The following is a 19,092-nucleotide window of genomic DNA, read 5'->3' on the forward strand; positions in this document are numbered from 1 at the left end:
TAGAATATACAACTGGATAAAAAGTAACAACTAGTGTTAAATTTTTATTTAGAAGCGTTTTGTCAATAAAATGCTCTGCGATCGGGCCTTTTTTACAGTTTTTGCTATTTTAATTGCTTAAGGTTAATAATGTTATTTAATTTCAATGAGTTAGGCTTTCGGTTTGTGACTGATATATCGTCTCAAAAAACGGAAGCGTTGATGGTCGTCTGTTACCGCATTATTAGTCTTTTCTGATGACCTCTGAATTATAATTAATAATTAAACAACTAATATGAGTGCTAATAATTAAAGCCAGACAGCACAAATATGGGTTTCAAAACGATGGCGATTATATTAAGCTACCGGCGGAGTGTGTAATATTGTGTTTTAAATAAAGGTCTGGAATATATATGTCTTTAATACTGCAAAAACTTAATAATATTCGTAGCTTGCGTGCGATGGCGCGGGAATTCTCCATTGACGTTCTTGAAGATATGCTGGAAAAACTCAGGATCGTGACTGAAGAAAAGCGTGCTGATCAGCAGGAGATGCATCAGGAACGCATGCAGCAGCAGGAAAAAATCAATGCCTGGCTTGAACTTATCAAAGCTGACGGCCTCTCGCCGGAAGAATTACTGAAAGCCAACAGCGCGTCTGCACAAGGTCCGGCGAAACGCAAAGCACGTCCGGCGAAATATCGCTTTACCGATACTGATGGTGAAGTAAAAACCTGGACGGGTCAGGGAAGAACACCGAAACCGATTGCCCAGGCGTTGGCAAACGGTAAATCAATGGATGACTTCCTGATTTAATCTGTGGCGGTGAGCATGGCCTCACCGCCTTATTTTTTGCTGTTGATTAACGCAATCGTTAATAAATTCTGATTACGACGCCCGGCGATTCCACGGCATGACCGCCAGCAATCGTGCCATTCCGCAAAATCCGCTCACGCCTGCCAGTAATAATCCGGCACCCACAAATCCGCTCAACAGGAAAAAGCCTTCCGCAACGGTGTAGCCGAGGATCACGCCGCAGAGTATCAGCACCCCTGCCGCAATCTGTACCTGACGCATCAGCGGTAGCGGCTGGGATTTATCTTCCTCTGTCGGCAGTCCGGCTTGCTTCCAGGCATCAATGCCGCCCTCCATCAGCCAGACCTTTCCGGGCGCGGCAGCAGCGACGAGTTTCACCGCATTATCCGATGACCGCTTCCCGGCTTTGCAGTGAAAAATCACCTCATCGCTGGCCTGCAACGACAGGCATTCGCCTTTCTCAATAGCGCTGAGGGGAAACAGCCGCGCCTGCGCAATATGCTCGCGGGCATATTCATCGGCTTCGCGAATATCAATCAATTGAGCGCCCTGGCGGATGCGGGCTTCCGCATCGCGCGGGCTCAGAGTGGCACAGGTCATATCGTCTCCTTACGGGCACCAGATGGCTTTCAGGGTGCTGATGATTTGATTTACCGCCGGATGCCGGATGAAGTAATGCTGGCGCTGCGCGTTGCGTTCGCAGTCGATCAGCCCTTCATCACGCATTCTGGCGAGATGCTGGGACGTTGCAGAAGGGCTAAGCCCGGTGATTTGCGCCAGCTCACCCGCGGTGGTGCCGGGCGAGCCACTCAGCATGCACAGAATGAGAAGACGATGGGGGTTACTCATCGCTTTCAGCATTGCTGCAGCCTGATCGGCGCTTTGTTGAAGTTGTTCGAGTTCGGTCATTTGTTTGTTTAGCATTTTCTAAATTTAGTAAATACTAAAATAAAAAAGGGCGAATGACCAGCGGGAAGTCACACTTCCCGATGCAGTAAATCCTGATAGATGCCGGTGAGCACGCCGCCGGGGCTGAACTCTTTTTTGATCCACTGGGTGACCTGCCCGGTGGCGGCGTGTTGTGTTGCCAGCAGCATGCGTGAGTCCTGGCGTGGATTGTGGATCTGGCGGATAACCAGCAGGCCGTCTTCCATCGCTTCCCGCACCAGGTAGTCGGGCAAAAAACCGATGCCTTCGCCGAGGATCTGGCACTGGCATTTGGTGTTGAAGTCGGGCACCAGAATCGCCTCCTGACCGTGCAGCAACCAGCCCACCTTTTTGTTAATCGTATGCGCGGTGTCTTCCACCATGATGTTGGGGTAGAGGCGCAACTGGCTTTCTGAAATCGGCTCCGGCAAAAACGCCAGCGGATGATCCGGCGGGAAGGCAAACACCCAACGGATCGCGCCTATCTCGGTGTAATCAATGCCGCCGCCGTCAAGCAGCGTGTCGGGCGCACCGATGGCGATATTGGCCTGATTGTTGATGATCGAATCCCAGACGCCGTTATACACCTCGGTGGTCACCGTTATCTGGCAGGTCGGAAACTGTTTTTTCAGTACCTGCAATAAACGCGCGGTATGGCGGGGCGTATACAGCAACTGATTGATGCAGATACGCACCCGCGCTTCGATGCCCTGCGCGATGGTATCGATGCTGCGCTTGATGGCGTGGAAATCATTCAGCAGGTCGGTGGCTTTGCGAAAGAAGTAGAAACCGGATTCGGTCAGCTCAATGCTGCGGGTGTTGCGGGTAAACAGCACCACGTCGAGACCCGTCTCCATCCGCTTGATGGTGTAGCTGATGGCCGAGGTGGTTAAGCCAAGCTCTTCGGCGGCCTTGCTGAAACTGCTGTAGCGCGCGGCGGTGGTGAACGCCAGCAGGTTTTCCTCGGTAAATATTGAATTCATGCAACACGCTCCCTGATCATAAGACTTCAGTCTGCCACGGCCCGATTGTTGAATGTATTTGTAATCCTTATGACGGGCAATCAGTTTTGAACAGAATTTAACACTGCGATTACATTTGATTTGAAGACAATCACACTACTGAACTTTCATGGCAGGCCGCAAGCTGCGCGCCACGGTGACGGTTTCTCAGCAGCCGCTGTTATTGCCAAAAACTGTGTTTACCCTAAGAAAAAGATTGCACTACCGCACGTTTTGCTTCCATTGTTAAATCCTTTTCAATAATCGCTGCGCTTACGATGAATGAAATTTAAGCGGATGTTTTTATCGTTACGCTGTTGCTATTCTCAGATCACTGGAAAATCAAGACACATCAGAAATTGCCGGAGTACGAAATATGTCTGAGAAAGAACTTATTGCAGAATTTCTGCATGCTGCGGAACAGGGAAACGCCGAAGCATTAAAATCCTGTCTCGCGAAAAACGTTGATATAAACGCCACCAATCGCCAGGGTCGCACGGCTATTATTATCGCCAGCCTGAATAAACATTACGAGTGTGTTTCTTTGTTGATTGATGCTGGCGCGGATATTAATAAACAGGACCAGACCTGTTTTAACCCTTTCCTGATTAGCTGCCTGAATAATGATTTAACGCTGTTGCGTATTGTACTGCCAGCAAATCCCGATCTTGATCGCCTGACACGTTTTGGCGGCGTGGGTATTACTCCCGCCAGTGAAAAAGGGCACGTTGACATTGTCCGTGAATTATTGACCCGTACGGAAATTAATTACAACCACACCAATTTTGTTGGCTGGACGCCACTGCTGGAAGCCATCGTGCTGAATGACGGCGGCGAAAAACAGCAGCAGATCGTTAAGCTGCTGCTCGACCACGGCGCGAATCCACACATGACCGATAAATACGGCAAAACCCCGCTGACGCTGGCGCGGGAAAAAGGTTATCACGCCATTGCTGAGCTGTTGATCGCCGCGGGTGCCTGACAGAGGAGAGCCATTATCGCCACGCCATTACGGCAGTGCGTGCAGGCGTTAACGGCGGATGACGCCTTTCTCACAACGAGATTGTGCGGCAGGGTTGAACAGGTTTTTTCCCGGGCGGTGAACCTGTTTATTCCCGAAACGCAGCAGTTGCTGACGTTACTCAGCGAAGGCTGCGACAATGCGCCGAACAGCTGTCGGCTGGCGCTCACGCAGTGCGACACCCTGTTCCGACCCGGCGAACAGGTTCAGTTTAGTGATTCAGGTATTGCGGTAGGTGAAGACAAATGGATAGACACATCCTCCTGTCAGCGCTGGCTGGCGCCGAAGTGGGCGCTTACCGCAGAACAATTTCAACAGATCCCCTGGCAGCGATGGAGTGAGACGCTCCATCAGCAATTACAGGAAAACGAGACCTTATTTCTTTATCGCGGCGACAACGTTTTTTATCAGGAAATCGCCAGAGTATTACAACAGCGCCGCCAGGATTTATATCAGGCGCTGGTGCAGCAATACAATGTGGAAAATGCCGTTGCGGAATTTATTGGCCTGGGTATTGGGCTGACGCCATCGGCGGATGATTATCTGGTAGGCCTCGGCGTTATTTTATTTATTCGCGGACACCCGGCGGAAAAATATCGCGAGGTATTTTTATCGGCGCTCAGTCGCGCCAGAAAGAATACCACGTTGCTCAGTGCGGTGACTCTTGAAGCCGCTTTTCAGCAGCGTTATCGGGAACATATCGGGCGATTTATTACCCGCCTGATTACCGAATCTGAAAAATTAACGATTCAACATATTACCGACATTAAAAATATCGGTTCAAGTTCAGGCTGCGACATGCTTTTTGGCATGGCGGACGCCTGCGCGCTGAGCCACTGGTCCGGAGGGAATTATGTCAATCAGGATAGTTGTTAAAAAGAACACGTATTTCGATTCCGTCTCACTGATGTCCATTTCGACGCGAGCCAATAAACTTGACGGCGTCGAGCAGGCATTTGTCGCGATGGCGACCGAGATGAATAAAGGCGTACTGAAAAATCTCGGCTTACTGACGCCTGAACTGGAAGAAGCGAAAAATGGCGATCTGATGATCGTCATTAAAGGAGCCAGCGACGCGGCCAACGACGCATCGCTGGCGGCCATTGAAGATCTGTTCACCCACAAAGAGCAGGGCGGGCAGCACGAGGCGCGCTACGCCACGCTTGCCAGTGCGAAAAAACACATCCCTGACAGCAATCTGGCCGTGATCTCTGTCAACGGCCTGTTTGCCGCCCGTGAAGCGCGTCAGGCGCTGCAAAACGATCTCAACGTGATGCTGTTCTCTGACAACGTTTCCCTTGAAGACGAGCTGGCGCTGAAACAGCTGGCGCATGATAAAGGACTGCTGATGATGGGGCCGGACTGCGGCACCGCCATTATTAACGGTGCCGCGCTGTGCTTCGGGAATGCGGTGCGTCGCGGCAACATCGGCATTGTCGGCGCTTCCGGCACCGGCAGTCAGGAACTGAGCGTCCGTATCCACGAATTTGGCGGCGGCATTTCACAACTGATTGGTACCGGCGGTCGCGACCTGAGCGAGCGCATCGGCGGCCTGATGATGCTCGACGCGATAGGCATGCTGGAAGCTGATCCGCAAACAGAGATCATTACGCTTATCTCTAAACCGCCCGCGCCCGCGGTGGCTCGCAAGGTGCTGGAACGCGCGCGAGCCTGTAAAAAACCGGTAGTGGTGTGCTTCCTCGGCCGTGAAGCGCCGCCTGCGGATGAAGCCGGGCTACAGTTCGCCCGCGGCACTAAAGAAGCGGCGCTGAAAGCAGTGCTGTTAACCGGCATTAAGCAGGAGAGCCTGGATCTCCATCCGCTCAACCTGCCGTTGATCGCTGAAGTTCGCGCCCGTCTGACGCCACAGCAGAAATACATTCGTGGTCTGTTCTGCGGCGGCACGCTGTGTGATGAAGCGATGTTTGCGGCGATGGAAAAACATACCGAGGTCTACAGCAACATTCACCCCGATCCGGCTTATCGCCTGAAAGATCTCAATCGCAGCATCGGCCATACCTTCCTCGATTTTGGCGATGACGATTTCACCAACGGCAAACCACACCCGATGATCGACCCGACCAACCGTATCAGCCGCCTGTTGCAGGAAGCGCGCGATCCGGAAGTGGCGGTGATCGTGATGGATTTCGTCCTCGGCTTCGGTTCGCACGAAGATCCGGTCGGCGTGATGATCGACGCCATCAAAGAAGCCAAAGCCATTGCGAAGGCCGATGGCCGTCCGCTGGAGATCCTCGGCTACGTGCTTGGCACCGACATCGACACGCCGTCGCTGGCGCAGCAGTGCCAGATGCTGACCGACGCGGGCGTTATCTGGGCGAGCAGCAGCACCAATACCGGATTGCTGGCGCGTGAATTTGTGATGAAAGGGGAGGAAGCCTGATGAGCCAGTCACTGTTTACCCAACCGCTGAACGTTATCAACGTGGGCATCGCCATGTTCAGCGACGATCTGAAAAAGCAGCACACACCAGTGACCCAGCTCGACTGGACGCCGCCAGGGCAGGGCAACATGCAGGTGGTTGAGGCGCTGGATCAGATTGCCGGTTCGTCGCTGGCAGACAAAATCGCCGCCGCTAACCAGCAGGCGCTGGAGCGCATTATTCAGTCTCACCCGGTGCTGATCGGTTATGACCAGGCAATCAACGTCGTCCCCGGCATGACGCCGAAAACCATCCTCCACGCCGGGCCGCCGGTGCGCTGGGAAAAGATGTGCGGTGCGATGAAAGGCGCGGTTACCGGAGCACTGGTGTTTGAAGGGCTGGCGAAGGATCTCAATGAAGCCGCTGAACTGGCGGCCTCCGGCGAAATCACCTTTTCGCCGTGCCACGAACACGACTGCGTGGGCTCGATGGCAGGCGTCACGTCGGCGTCCATGTTTATGCACATCGTTGAAAACAAAACCTACGGCAACCGCGCTTATACCAACATGAGCGAGCAGATGGCGAAGATCCTGCGCATGGGCGCTAACGATCAGAGCGTGATTGACCGCCTGATCTGGATGCGCGATGTGATGGGGCCGATGCTGCGCGACGCCATGAAGCTGGCGGGTGAAATCGATTTGCGTCTGATGCTGGCGCAGGCGCTGCACATGGGTGACGAATGCCACAATCGCAACAACGCCGGTACCGCGCTGCTGATCCAGGCGCTGACGCCGTGGATTATCCAGACCGGGTATCCGGTGGCGCAACAACGTGAGGTGTTTGAGTTCGTGTTGAGCAGCGATTACTTCTCCGGCCCGACGTGGATGGCGATGTGTAAAGCGGCAATGGACGCGGCACACGGCATCGAATACAGCACCGTGGTGACGACGATGGCGCGTAACGGCGTGGAGTTCGGTCTGCGCGTCAGCGGTCTGCCGGGGCAGTGGTTCACCGGCCCGGCGCAGCAGGTGATCGGCCCGATGTTTGCGGGCTATAAGCCGGAAGATTCCGGTCTGGACATCGGCGACAGCGCGATCACCGAAACCTACGGCATCGGCGGTTTTGCGATGGCGACAGCCCCGGCCATCGTGGCGCTGGTGGGCGGTACTGTGGAAGAAGCCGTCGATTTCTCGCGCCAGATGCGCGAAATCACCCTCGGCGAAAACCCCAACGTCACCATTCCCCTGCTCGGCTTTATGGGCGTGCCGACGGCCATTGATATTACGCGCGTGGGCAGCAGCGGCATTCTGCCGGTGATCAACACCGCGATAGCGCACAAGGATGCGGGTGTCGGGATGATCGGCGCGGGGATTGTTCACCCGCCGTTCGCCTGCTTTGAAAAGGCCATTCTGACGTACCGCGATCGCTACTCTTTATAAGGTCAGCATCCATGAAAAACATGAAACTGGAGTGGAAAAGAGGTGACTGGGCAGCGTATTTCGGGTTGATGACCAACAACCTGACCAATTTGCTGACCATGATGGGGTTGCTCATTTTTGTCGTCGGCATCCCGAAAGAGATTGTTTATGGACGTATTGCGCCAGCCTTCGGGCTGGCGGTATTGGTCGCCAGTGTTTGCTACGCCTGGTTTGCCATGCAGATGGCGCGCCAGACCGGGCGCACAGACGTCACGGCGCTGCCGTCGGGGCCGAGCGCGCCGTCGATCTTTACCGTGACGTTTCTGGTGCTGATGCCGGTATATCAGCAGACCAAAGACGCCGATTTTGCCATTCAGATTGGCCTCGTCTGGTGCTTTGTGGAAGCGCTGATCCTCGCGGGCGGGTCGTTCCTTGGCGAGACCATCCGCAAGATGATCCCGCGTACGGTGCTGCTCTCCTGCCTGTCCGGCCTCGGCCTGTTGCTGCTGGCGATGAACCCGATGCTGCAGGCGTTTGAAGCGCCGACGGTGTCGTTCATTGTGCTGCTGCTGATCTTCATTAACTGGTTTGGCAAGAAAGCCATTTTCGCCCGCATTCCAACCGGATTGCTGTTGCTGGTGGCGGGAACGGCGCTGGCGTGGATTTCCGGTCTGCAGAGCCCGGAAGCGATCAAAGCTTCCATGTCCTCGTTCGGCTTTAACCCGCCGGAACTGCACGTCGACAGCTTCCTGCAGGGGCTGCCGCACGCGCTGCCGTACCTGGCGTCGGCGGTACCGCTGGGGCTGGCGAATTACATTTTTGACCTTGAGAACATCGAGAGCGCTCACGCGGCGGGCGATGAGTACAACACCCGCAAAGTGATGCTGGCGAACGGCCTCTCCTCAATGCTCGGCTGCCTGCTCGGGAACCCGTTCCCGGTGACAGTGTACGTCGGCCATGCGGGCTGGAAAGCGATGGGCGCAAGCATCGGTTACACGCTGGCCTCCGGCGTCACTATGTTCCTTGTGCCGTTGTTCGGACTTGGCGCGTTCATGCTCGCCATTATCCCGATGACCGCCATTGTGCCGATTCTGGTGTTTATCGGCGTCGTCACCGCTAACCAGGTGGTGAGGGAAACGCCAAAAATGGAGGTGCCGGTGATTTTCATCTGCCTGTTCCCGTGGATCGCCAACTGGGCGCTGACCATGATGAACAGCGTGATGGGCGCGGCGGGCACCTCGGCGGCGAAGATTGGCACCGACGTGCTGCACAGCAAAGGCATTTACTACGAAGGGCTGATGCACCTGGGCAACGGCGCGCCGCTCGCCAGTATGTTGTGGGGCTGTATCGCTATCTTCGCCATCCTCAATAAACCGCTGCGCGGCGCAGTTTCTGCGGCCTGTGGCGCGCTGCTGTCGCTGTTTGGCGTAATTCACTCGCCGATGGTCGGTTTCGCCGAAGGCAGTTCGCTGATGTTCGTCATCGCCTACCTGATGATGAGCGGCATGTTTGTACTGAAACATTTTCTCGACAGTCGCGAAGTGGCGCACGTTGAGCCTGGCACCATGGCGAAGGAAAACTCATGAAAGAACTTGTGGTCGTTGCCATTGGCGGCAACAGCATTATCAAAGACAACGCCAGCCAGTCGATTGAGCACCAGGCTGAAGCAGTGAAAGCGGTGGCGGATACGGTGCTGGAGATGCTGGCATCGGATTTCAACATCGTGCTGACCCACGGCAATGGCCCGCAGGTGGGGCTGGATCTGCGTCGTGCGGAGATTGCCCACGAGCGGGAAGGGCTGCCGCTGACGCCGCTGGCTAACTGTGTCGCCGATACCCAGGGCGGCATTGGTTATCTCATTCAGCAGGCGCTGAATAACCGTCTGGCGCGCCACGGCGAGCAGAAGGCGGTCACCGTGGTAACACAAGTGGAGGTGGATAAAAACGATCCCGGTTTTACCCATCCCACCAAGCCGATTGGCGCGTTCTTTAGCGAATCGCAGCGCGATGAACTGCAACAGGCGCACCCGACGTGGCGCTTCGTGGAGGATTCAGGCCGCGGTTATCGCCGGGTCGTCGCCTCGCCAGAGCCAAAGCGGATTGTTGAAGCGGAAGCCATCAAGGCGCTGACGCAGCAGGGATTCGTGGTCATTGGCGCCGGTGGCGGTGGGATCCCGGTAATTCGCAGTGAGCAGGGGGATTACCAGAGCGTGGACGCGGTGATTGATAAAGACCTCTCCACCGCGCTGCTGGCGCGTGAAATTCGCGCTGACATTCTGGTGATCACCACCGGCGTTGAAAAAGTCTGCATCCACTTTGGCAAACCCAACCAGCAGGCACTGGATACCGTCACTGTCCGCGACATGACGCGCTACATGCAGGAAGGACATTTCCCGCCCGGCAGCATGCTGCCAAAAATCGTCGCCAGCCTGGCGTTCTTACAGCACGGCGGTAAACGGGTGATTATCACCACGCCGGAAAAATTGCCTGCCGCCCTGCGGGGCGAGACGGGCACTCACATCGTCCATAGCTGAAAGGATCAAGAGATGAAGGAAAACAATAGTCGCCGTGAGTTTCTGACCCAGAGCGGCAAAATGGTCACCGCTGCGGCGCTGTTTGGCTCAGTCGCGCCGGTCGCGTATGCTGCCGGTACCCACGGGGAAAACTGCCTGGCGAAAGGGACTGTGAATATCAACGACACCCATTACTACCTGGACAACGTGCTTCTGGAAACTGGTTTTGAGTTCGACGGCAGTGTGCCCGTCCACACGATGACCGCGTTGCAGACGGTGGAGATCAACAACGGCAAAATCGTCGCGCTGCGGGAGAACAAAACCCACCCGGATGCCACGCTGCCGCATTACGACGCGGGTGGCAAGCTGATGCTGCCGACGATGCGCGATATGCATATCCATCTGGATAAGACCTTTTATGGCGGCCCGTGGCGCTCGCTGAATCGCCCGGCGGGCACCACCATTCAGGACATGATCCGCCTGGAGCAAAAACTGCTGCCGGAACTGCAACCCTATACACAGGAGCGCGCCGGAAAGCTTATCGATCTGCTGCAGTCGAAAGGTACCACCGTGGCGCGCAGCCACTGCAATATTGATCCGGTTTCCGGGCTGAAAAACCTCGAAAACCTGCAGGCGGTGCTGGCGCAGCGCAAGCCGGGTTTTGACTGTGAAATCGTGGCGTTTCCACAGCACGGTTTACTGTTGTCAAAATGCGAACCGCTGATGCGTGAAGCGATGCAGGCGGGAGCGCACTACGTGGGCGGGCTTGATCCCACGAACGTTGACGGCGCGATGGAAAAATCCCTCGATACTATGTTCCAGATTGCACTCGACTACGACAAAGGCATTGATATTCACCTGCATGAAACCAGCCCGGCGGGCGTGGCGGCGGTGAATTACATGGTGGAAACGGTTGAGAAAACCCCGCAGCTGAAGGGCAAACTCACCATCAGTCACGCCTTTGCGCTGGCCACGCTCGATGAGAACCAGGTTGCTGCGCTGGCGACCCGCATGGCGGCGCAGCAGATAACCATTGCCTCGACGGTGCCGATCGGCACGCTGCACATGCCGCTGAAACAGCTACGGGATAGCGGCGTGTTTGTAATGACCGGCACCGACAGCGTGATCGACCACTGGTCACCGTACGGTCTCGGCGACATGCTGGAAAAAGCGAACCTCTACGCACAGCTCTATATCCGTCCGAATGAAGGCACGCTGTCCCGTGCGCTCTCTTTTGCGACGGGGGATGTGCTGCCGCTGAACGACAAAGGGGAACGCGTCTGGCCGAAAGCGCAGGATGACGCCAGCTTTGTGCTGGTGGATGCTTCCTGCTCTGCGGAAGCCGTGGCGCGCATTTCTCCCCGTACCGCCACGTTCCACAAAGGGAAAATGGTGTGGGGAAGCGTCGGGGCGTAAAACGCCGGAAGCCCTCTCCGTGCGGAGAGGGCTGAAGAGGCTGTCAGAATGTTTCCCAGTTGCCGTCGCCACCGGTCGGCGCAGCGGCCACCGGGCGCAGCCGTGCCGGGGCTTTCACACTGGCTGCCGGTTTCGCGTCGGGGGTTGATGAACCATTCAGGCGAAACGCCGCTACTGCCTGGCGCAACTGTTCGGCCTGATCTTCCAGCGCCGCCGCGGCGGCTGCGGATTCCTGTACCAGCGCGGCGTTCTGCTGCGTCACGCTGTCCATCTGCGACACGGCCAGACTCACCTGTTCAATGCCCCGGCTCTGCTCATCAGACGCCGAGGCGATTTCACTCATGATATCCGTCACCCGGGTCACTGCTTCCACCAGTTCTTTCATGGTATTACCGGCGTCGGACACCTGACTGGAGCCGGTGTTGACGCGGCTGACGGAGTTATCGATCAGCCCTTTGATCTCTTTCGCCGCTTGTGCGCTGCGGCTGGCCAGCGTGCGCACCTCACCAGCCACCACAGCGAAACCGCGCCCCTGTTCCCCGGCGCGCGCTGCCTCAACGGCGGCGTTCAGCGCCAGAATATTGGTCTGGAACGCGATGCTGTCGATGACGCTGGTAATGTGGGCGATTTGCTGTGAACTGTCGGCAATTTCGCTCATCGTGCGCACTACGGTATTCACGACCTGGCCCCCGCGGGCGGCGGTTTCCGAGGCGGCTTTCGCCAGTTGCGTCGCCTGACGGGCGTTATCGGTGTTCTGTTTCACCGTGGCGGTCAGTTGTTCCATGCTGGCGGCGGTCTCTTCCAGCGATGACGCCTGCTGTTCGGTGCGGGAAGAGAGATCGTTACTGCCTGCGGCAATTTCCCCTGCGCCGGTGTAGATGGAATCGGTGCTGCCACGCACGGCGCTGACGGTGGTCACCAGCGACTGCTGCATCTCATTGAGGCTCGCCGCCAGTTGCCCCATTTCGTTGCGACTGTCGATGGCCATCGTCTGCGTCAGATCACCACGGGCGATGGTGAGGATGTGGTCCATGATGCTGCGCAGCGGCTTCAGCAGCAGATGCTGCAGGCCAAACCAGATCACAATCAGCACGGCAATCACAGAGAGCAGGATCACCCCCAGCGTCCAGTGCATGTTGATGAAACTGCGCTGGTTAGCCTCGGCAGCGCCCTTCAACAACGTGTTGTTTTCTGCCCGCCAGCGGTTATAGCTGGCTTCCATATCGTCCTGTGCCTGTTGGGCGTCAAGATCGCCATAGGCCTGATAGTTGTCGGCGCGCAGGTAGTCTATCGACTGGCGCAGTACGTCATGCATCTGCCGGAAGGTTTTATCCATCTCCGTTGTCAGCGCCGCGCTCTGCCCGGCAACGGGCGGCAGTCCCTGCCAGGATTTATAATAATTTTCGGCGTTGTTGAGGGAGTCTCCGGCGGTGTTGAGCAGTTTATTTATCGCCTCCAGAGAGGCCGGATCGCGCTGATTTTTCAGAAAACGGATCGCCACACGGGTGACGGTGACGCGGGTTTTGATCAAAGTGTTAACACTGTCGCTTAGATTTTCCTGTTGAGCATTGAGGATCCCGGAGCGCTGGAAATTGTGCCGGTCATTACTGACCGCAGAATAAAACAGGCCCCCGGTTGCTGCCTGGAGTAGGCAAAATACCCCCAACGCGATAATAATTCCGGTTATAACGCGAGTATTTTTCAGCATAGCGATCGTCCATCATTTAGGCAGGTTTGCCTAAGTAATATCGGCGCGAAATTATCAAACTTAAATTTAACAATCGCGCAATAAACGACCCTTTTGCTGATGTTATTTCCGCATCACACCTTCCCAGATCAACTTGACAGCAAACAGGCCAATCACCGCGCCGATCACCCGGCTGGCGATGCGCTGCATACTGGCGTAAGACCGCCGGACGGCGGGCAGGGAAAAGGCCTGGCTTAAGAACAGCCGCCAGGTGATGGAGCTGAGTACAATCCCCAGCCATGCCAGCAATTTGGCCCAGCCAGGCGTCGTGGCGCTGAGGGTGACGGAGAAGATACTGATAAAAAACAGAACCGTCTGCGGGTTGGAAAGACAAGTGATCGTCCCGGTACGGAAAAAGACATACCACGGCGCGATGATGGGGTGGGTCAGCGCGGGCGTCATCGGCGACGGTTGTCGGTGCATGCTTTTAAACGCGAACCACAGCAGATAGACGCCACCGCCAATTTTGATCGCCGAAAAGAGCCCCTCGCACTGAGTAATGAGCGTCGCCATGCCGAACAGGCCGAGGCCGGAATAGAGTGCGTCGCCCAGTGCCACGCCAAGCCCGGTCAACACACCCGCGCGCCGCCCGGAGGCGAGGCTGGTCTGCACCACCACGAACAGGTTTGCGCCAGGATTGAAAAAGGTCAGAACAAACAGACCGACAGTAAGCAGAATGGCGTGCAAAGGTTCCATGGCGAATTCACCTGCGTTGAAGACTCCGGGAAATCATAGCGGTAAGATAACCCCTTCGCTGCGAAGAGGGTCACGGGTTAGTGTAACATTGAAAAAAGAATTAACAGAAAATCGGTGGACAAGGAAATAAATCAGACGCTTCTGGCTGGACTATTCAGAACAGCCAGAAGTTTATTCCACTGATATGTATTTAATAATGATATTCACACATTCAGTGTGTTATTTTCTGGTGATACTCCATAGCACGTTGATTATTCTTTGTCAGTATGACGAATAAGCTGAACCAGGCCTGGAAGCTCGTGTTCAATTTCATCCCACCGCAGTACAGCGACGGCCATATTACCCTTGTCAACGACGCGGATCAGCCCCGCTTCACGCAGCACTTTGAAGTGATGTGAGCGAGTGGCGCGTGTGACGGTGAGCCCAAAAGTGGAACAGTGACGCTCCGCTCCCGGACTGTCAGCCAGCAAGCCCCGCACAATCGTCAAACGAACAGGATCGGCAAGAGCTTTAAATACTTTAACCATATCAAAGGGTAACGATTCTTCACTAACCTTTTCTTCCATTCTTTCTCCTGATTTACAGATTTCTCTTAACAGATTCTTGACAAATTTCCAGGAATCCTGAATTTTATAGGTGTTCGATGGACATCGAACGTACGCGTGGGGTGATACGTACGATGTGGGGCGAACGATTAATGGTTATCTTACTACGACTCAGTGAGATAACCCTAATCCTGAGATTAATGATTGATTTAATGGGGTTAACATGTCTTTCATCGAAGATGTTGAATCAGAATTCATAATCAGGACCGGTTCATATAATTATCAGAACACCATACCGAAATCTTGTGTGCATCGTGCGGCAGTGGGCGAAGTCTTTTTAACAGACATCAGAAAAATCCACGATAATAAATACATAACCGCCGGGTATTTACCCAAATCACATATTTACTTTAACGATCTCCCTTTTCGAAAATCGAGCGAACGGGTATATGACGCGATCCTGTTACTGGAAATTTGCCGTCAGACCTCGATTTACGTCACGCATAACTTTTTCGCCGTTCCTTACAGCGCAAAATTTGTCTTTGATGACGCCGATTTCACCCTTTTTGAAAGTGAAATTCCGTACAAAACTGAGTGCTCAAACGTCATTGTCGAAGTGGATATTATCGAGCGCAAATTCAGAAAGTCAGAACTGACCGGCCTTATTTTCCGCATGGATATTTATGTCGATGGTCTGTGCTGCGCGCAGAAAATCATGAATATCTCGTGGATGGATGACAAAAAATGGCACCGTCTGCGTAGCCAGCGTCCGCTGGAACATCATGATTATTCCGCCGTGGTACCCGCCGAAATGCTGGAAGTCGGGCGTCAGTTGCCGCTGAACGTGGTCGTCGGCAATGCGGACATCAGTGAGCCTGGCATTACCACCACGGTGATTGTTGACCAGTCGCACCCGTCCATTTTTGACCATCCGCTCGACCATGTACCGGGCATGCTGTTGATGGAAGCCTACCGTCAAACCGCACTGCTGGCGATGCGCAGTCGGCTGGGCACCCGCTGTTACGATCTGGTCATCAGCCGTTATAACGTTAATTTTACCCGTTTCTGCGAATTTAATTCGCCAGCGTATTGCCATGCGTTGCTGGGTGAAATTTACCTGACGGAAGATAAAAAAAGCACCGTCATTCCGATGACGATTTCTCAGGACGAGAAAACAGTCTCTACGGCTGAACTCACTATTACCTTTAAGTAAAACAGTATGAAAATTATTTGGTTTGATTTTGGGGGCGTGCTGTCGCCATCGATTCCGGATCTCTTTACCTCGTATTACCTGAAAACCGGTATTCCGCCAGCCATATTACAGCGGGGGATGAAAGAGGTCGCCGACGACATGAATATGGGGGTGCTCACCCCCATTGAAAAAGCGCTGATTACCGAAGCCGAGTGGGGCGCGCGTATCCGGCAAAAGATTGCGCTGTCGTCGCCGGAAATTGATCTCTCACGGGCGCAACTGGAAATGTTCGGTGCGCAATGGTTCGACGGAATTTTACCGAACCAGCTGATGATTGATCTGTTTCACAAGGTCAAAGCCGCCGGGTTAATGGCCGGGATCCTCACCAACAACGTAGTGGAATGGGAAGATCACTGGAAGCGGGTCATTGGCATCAGCGACCTCGCGGATGCGATAGTCGACTCCTGCAAAGTGGGCTACCGCAAACCCGAAGCGGAAATCTTTGACATCGCGGCAAAACAGGCCGGTGTCCGCCCGGACGAATGCCTGCTCATCGACGACATGCTGGAAAACTGCATGGCGGCTGAACGCAGCGGCTGGCGAAGCGTGCACTTCAAAGAGAGTTCCAGCGTGGTGGCGGAGATCGCCCAACTGCTACAGAAACAGGAGATTGCCCTGTGAGCGTGATATCTGAACGTTTCCCGTCCGTCGCCGACATTCCGCATTACGATTGCACACCGGGTTATCAAACGCTGCAACCCGCCACCTATCAGCAGGCAGGCAAAATCAGACTGCTGAGCGGGCATGAAGCCTGGCATGTGATTAACTACCACGACGTCAAAAAAGTCCTCACCAGTAACAGTTGCCTGCGTGGTCCGTCCAACCTCCCCGATGCGCCGAGTATTCTCCCGACGCTGACACCGAAAGATCTGTTGCTGAACCTGGATTTTCCGCATCACGCCCGCATGAAGCGTTTTGTGGCGAAAGACTACAGCGCCAGCGGTCTGGCGTGGCTGGCGCCGCATATTGTCGATGTCATCGAAACTCTGATGCAGCGCCCGCTTTCTGCGTCGCGTTTTGACCTCTATCAGGATGTGCTCGACCCGCTGGCGGTGCAGATCAACTGCCTGCTGCTCGGCATTCCGCTGGAGGAGAAAGACTATTTCCGCGTGCTGAGCGTGACGGTACAAAAAGCCAATCCGCAGCAGGTGGACGATCTCATTGAGAAGTTTACCGCGCTCTACACCTACGTCCGCGAGCATGTCACCGGCGTGCGGTCGCATCACGACGAAGGGTTGATCGCCCGCTTTGTGGCGATGCGCGACAGCGCCACGCCGCCGCTCAATGACGATGAAATCACCGCGATCCTGCTCGGTTCGCTGCTCGGCGGCGATCAAAACACGCTCACGGTGATGACCAAAATTTTCTACGCCCTGTTGTGCACTGGCACGCTGTGGCAGCAGGTGGTCGCGGAGCCAGAGACCATTCCGCAGGTGGTGGACGAGCTGATTCGCCTTACCAACCTCGGCACCGCCTCGGCGTTTCCGCGCATCTGTAGCGAGGACATCGAACTGTCTGGCCAGCGTATCCCGGCGGGCGACACCATTTTCCCGGACGTGTTTCTCGCCAACCGCGATCCGGAAGTCTATCCGCAACCGCTGACCATTAATCCGTTCCGCAACGGGCCTCGCCATCTGCAGTTTGGCTATGGCATGCACCACTGTATGGGACAGGAACTGGCAAAACTGGAAATCTGCACGGCAATAAAAACCATAAGCCAGCTTGCGCCTGATTTGCAGTTAGCCCACGACGTATTACCGGAAAACTTTATCTGGAATGAAGGAATTATTCTCAGGAGACCTGCACAGCTCCCGGTTTGTATTACCCGTAAACAAGGCTCAATAAAATAATGGAAACACACGTTGTCGAAGCAAAATCATCGCATAGCATGATCCTACTCTGCATTCTGATTGCAGTGTTCGTCGTGCCAACCTCGATTTCCGGGACGGCCATTGCGCTGCCGGCAATCAGCGCGGATCTCCATTCACAGACAGCATCGCTGCAGTGGGTGGTCAATGCGTTTAACTTAACCTTTGCCAGCTTCACACTGGCATGGGGCGGGCTGGCCGATGTGTTCGGCAGCAAGCGCTCGTTCATCGCCGGGGCGAGTCTCTATTTCCTTGCTTCTTTGCTCTCCTGGCATGCCGATAACATTTATGTGCTGGATGCCGCGCGTGCGCTGGCCGGCATTGGCGGCGCGGCGATCTTCTCTTGTGGTAGCGCCATTCTGATCCAGACTTTCAGCGGCGCGCAGCGTACCCGCGCGTTTGCGCTGTTTGGCACCACCGCCGGGTTAGGCATCACCTTCGGGCCAACCATCTCCGGCTGGCTGCTGAGCATCGCCGGATGGCGGGATATTTTCATCGTCCATGCGATTGCGCTGTTTGTAGTGTTGCTGTTGACCAGCGCTGTTCCGGCGGCAGCAAAGCGTACGGAAAAACCGTCGCTTGATGCGGCGGGCATTGTGCTGTTCATCGTGGCGCTGTTCCTGCTGATGACCGGTATCACCCAGGGCGCAGAGCGCGGCTGGACGGACAACATCACCCTTGGTCTGTTTGCCGTTGGCGTGGTGATTCTGGCGTTGTTTGTGCTGGTGGAGAAAAAAGCCGCTCACCCGATGGTGAATTTCTCCCTGCTGGGCAACCACTATTTTCTGTCGATGATCATGATCCCGGTGGTGGCGAGCTTCTGTTTCGTCACCCTGCTGACCTGGTTCCCGACCTGGCTTATCGCCGTGAAAAGCCTGTCGCCGCTTGATTCCGGGCTGGTGATGCTGGCGCTCACCACGCCAGTGCTGGTGCTGCCGTTGGTGGCCGGGAAACTGGTCACGCGTGGTGTGTCTGCTGATGTGCTGTTCATTGTCAGCCTGGTGCTGTTCATCGTCGGTCTGCTGCTGCTGTGGGCGTTCAGCGCGGGTGATATCCCGCTCGGCGAAATCATCCTTTGCCTGTTGCTGGTCGGTTCCGGGATGGGGCTTTCCGCCGGGCTGGTGGATGGCATTGCGCTGAGCGTGGTCGATCACCACGAAGTCGGCCGCGCGGCGGGCATTCTGAATACCTTCCGCCTGGGCAGCGAAGCCATTGCGGTAGCGATTTATGGTTCGCTGATGGCTACCGGGATTTTCCACGCGCTGGGATCGCAACCGATGCCTGCGGGGGAATCAGGCAAACAGTTTATTGCTGACGTGGTGTCGGGCAACGCCTTCGCCCGCGTCTCCGGCCAGGAAGCCTCGATTCTGGAAAACATCTATACCCAGGCGTTCAGCCACACGTTGTTAGTGTTGCTGGCAATCTCCTTAGTCGCCTCGCTGTTTATCGTGCTGATGATGCGCAATAAGGCGGTGAAAGCTTAACGTTTTGCTGTTGTGGGGACGGTAGAGGGAA

The 19,092-nt window shown here is 55.3% G+C and carries 18 protein-coding genes; 12 read left to right on the forward strand and 6 right to left on the reverse strand.

What is annotated here, in order from left to right:
• The first annotated feature begins 392 nt into the window (after positions 1-392).
• Complete coding sequence (stpA, locus tag AOY23_RS04875; protein WP_054177697.1) at positions 393-794, forward strand: DNA-binding protein StpA; 402 nt, start codon at positions 393-395, stop codon at positions 792-794.
• A gap of 72 nt (positions 795-866) precedes the next feature.
• On the opposite strand, the gene AOY23_RS04880 is transcribed toward stpA, so the two are convergent.
• The 3 genes from AOY23_RS04880 to AOY23_RS04890 all read right to left on the reverse strand — a co-directional run bounded on the left by AOY23_RS04880 (position 867) and on the right by AOY23_RS04890 (position 2,704).
• On the reverse strand, positions 867-1,394 hold the full coding sequence (locus AOY23_RS04880; protein ID WP_054177698.1) for a rhodanese family protein: 528 nt from the start codon (positions 1,392-1,394) through the stop codon (positions 867-869).
• A gap of 9 nt (positions 1,395-1,403) precedes the next feature.
• Positions 1,404-1,703: an ArsR/SmtB family transcription factor gene (locus AOY23_RS04885; RefSeq protein WP_054177699.1), complete on the reverse strand. Its 300-nt coding sequence runs from the start codon at positions 1,701-1,703 to the stop codon at positions 1,404-1,406.
• A gap of 68 nt (positions 1,704-1,771) precedes the next feature.
• A complete protein-coding gene (locus AOY23_RS04890) occupies positions 1,772-2,704 on the reverse strand; it encodes a LysR substrate-binding domain-containing protein (protein WP_054177700.1) in 933 nt (310 codons plus the stop codon).
• 394 nt (positions 2,705-3,098) lie between these two features.
• On the opposite strand from AOY23_RS04890, the gene AOY23_RS04895 reads away from it, so the two are divergent.
• From AOY23_RS04895 to AOY23_RS04925, 7 genes are read left to right on the forward strand one after another with little or no spacing between them, the layout of a single operon-like run.
• Entirely contained in the window at positions 3,099-3,704 is a 606-nt protein-coding gene (locus AOY23_RS04895) for an ankyrin repeat domain-containing protein (protein WP_054177701.1), read from the forward strand.
• A 39-nt stretch (positions 3,705-3,743) separates the two neighbouring features.
• Positions 3,744-4,619: an oxamate carbamoyltransferase subunit AllH family protein gene (locus AOY23_RS04900; protein WP_081005624.1), complete on the forward strand. Its 876-nt coding sequence runs from the start codon at positions 3,744-3,746 to the stop codon at positions 4,617-4,619.
• Entirely contained in the window at positions 4,597-6,144 is a 1,548-nt protein-coding gene (gene fdrA / locus AOY23_RS04905; protein ID WP_054177702.1) for an acyl-CoA synthetase FdrA, read from the forward strand. Before AOY23_RS04900 ends, fdrA begins: the two co-directional genes overlap by 23 nt.
• On the forward strand, positions 6,144-7,562 hold the full coding sequence (locus tag AOY23_RS04910; RefSeq protein WP_054177703.1) for a YlbE family protein: 1,419 nt from the start codon (positions 6,144-6,146) through the stop codon (positions 7,560-7,562). The genes fdrA and AOY23_RS04910 overlap by 1 nt, the downstream gene beginning before the upstream one ends.
• Before the next feature lie 11 nt (positions 7,563-7,573).
• Positions 7,574-9,127 carry a xanthine permease gene (locus AOY23_RS04915; RefSeq protein ID WP_054177704.1) on the forward strand — a complete coding sequence of 518 codons (1,554 nt, stop codon included), beginning with the start codon at positions 7,574-7,576 and terminating at the stop codon, positions 9,125-9,127.
• Entirely contained in the window at positions 9,124-10,074 is a 951-nt protein-coding gene (locus AOY23_RS04920; RefSeq protein WP_054177705.1) for a carbamate kinase family protein, read from the forward strand. The genes AOY23_RS04915 and AOY23_RS04920 overlap by 4 nt, the downstream gene beginning before the upstream one ends.
• A gap of 12 nt (positions 10,075-10,086) precedes the next feature.
• A complete protein-coding gene (locus tag AOY23_RS04925; RefSeq protein WP_054177706.1) occupies positions 10,087-11,469 on the forward strand; it encodes an amidohydrolase family protein in 1,383 nt (460 codons plus the stop codon).
• A 43-nt stretch (positions 11,470-11,512) separates the two neighbouring features.
• Here the strand turns inward: AOY23_RS04925 and tcp are convergent, their stop codons facing one another.
• The 3 genes from tcp to AOY23_RS04940 form a co-directional block, all read right to left on the reverse strand.
• Positions 11,513-13,177, reverse strand: a complete 1,665-nt coding sequence (gene tcp, locus AOY23_RS04930) for a methyl-accepting chemotaxis citrate transducer (RefSeq protein ID WP_054177707.1) — start codon at positions 13,175-13,177, stop codon at positions 11,513-11,515.
• A gap of 102 nt (positions 13,178-13,279) precedes the next feature.
• The gene (locus AOY23_RS04935; RefSeq protein ID WP_054177708.1) at positions 13,280-13,912 is read right to left on the reverse strand and encodes a homoserine/threonine efflux transporter; all 633 of its coding nucleotides are present in this window, start codon (positions 13,910-13,912) and stop codon (positions 13,280-13,282) included.
• A gap of 251 nt (positions 13,913-14,163) precedes the next feature.
• A complete protein-coding gene (locus AOY23_RS04940) occupies positions 14,164-14,478 on the reverse strand; it encodes an ArsR/SmtB family transcription factor (protein WP_038157374.1) in 315 nt (104 codons plus the stop codon).
• Between the two features lie 202 nt (positions 14,479-14,680).
• On the opposite strand from AOY23_RS04940, the gene AOY23_RS04945 reads away from it, so the two are divergent.
• From AOY23_RS04945 to AOY23_RS04960, 4 genes are read left to right on the forward strand one after another with little or no spacing between them, the layout of a single operon-like run.
• On the forward strand, positions 14,681-15,670 hold the full coding sequence (locus AOY23_RS04945) for a ScbA/BarX family gamma-butyrolactone biosynthesis protein (RefSeq protein WP_054177709.1): 990 nt from the start codon (positions 14,681-14,683) through the stop codon (positions 15,668-15,670).
• A gap of 6 nt (positions 15,671-15,676) precedes the next feature.
• Positions 15,677-16,330: an HAD family hydrolase gene (locus tag AOY23_RS04950; protein WP_054177710.1), complete on the forward strand. Its 654-nt coding sequence runs from the start codon at positions 15,677-15,679 to the stop codon at positions 16,328-16,330.
• Positions 16,327-17,559: a cytochrome P450 gene (locus AOY23_RS04955; RefSeq protein ID WP_054177711.1), complete on the forward strand. Its 1,233-nt coding sequence runs from the start codon at positions 16,327-16,329 to the stop codon at positions 17,557-17,559. The genes AOY23_RS04950 and AOY23_RS04955 overlap by 4 nt, the downstream gene beginning before the upstream one ends.
• Positions 17,559-19,061 (forward strand): MFS transporter, encoded by a 1,503-nt coding sequence (locus tag AOY23_RS04960; protein WP_054177712.1) that lies wholly within the window; start codon positions 17,559-17,561, stop codon positions 19,059-19,061. Before AOY23_RS04955 ends, AOY23_RS04960 begins: the two co-directional genes overlap by 1 nt.
• Positions 19,062-19,092 lie beyond the last annotated feature (31 nt).

It is taken from the genome of Trabulsiella odontotermitis, assembly GCF_001297775.1.
Lineage (GTDB): Bacteria > Pseudomonadota > Gammaproteobacteria > Enterobacterales > Enterobacteriaceae > Trabulsiella > Trabulsiella odontotermitis.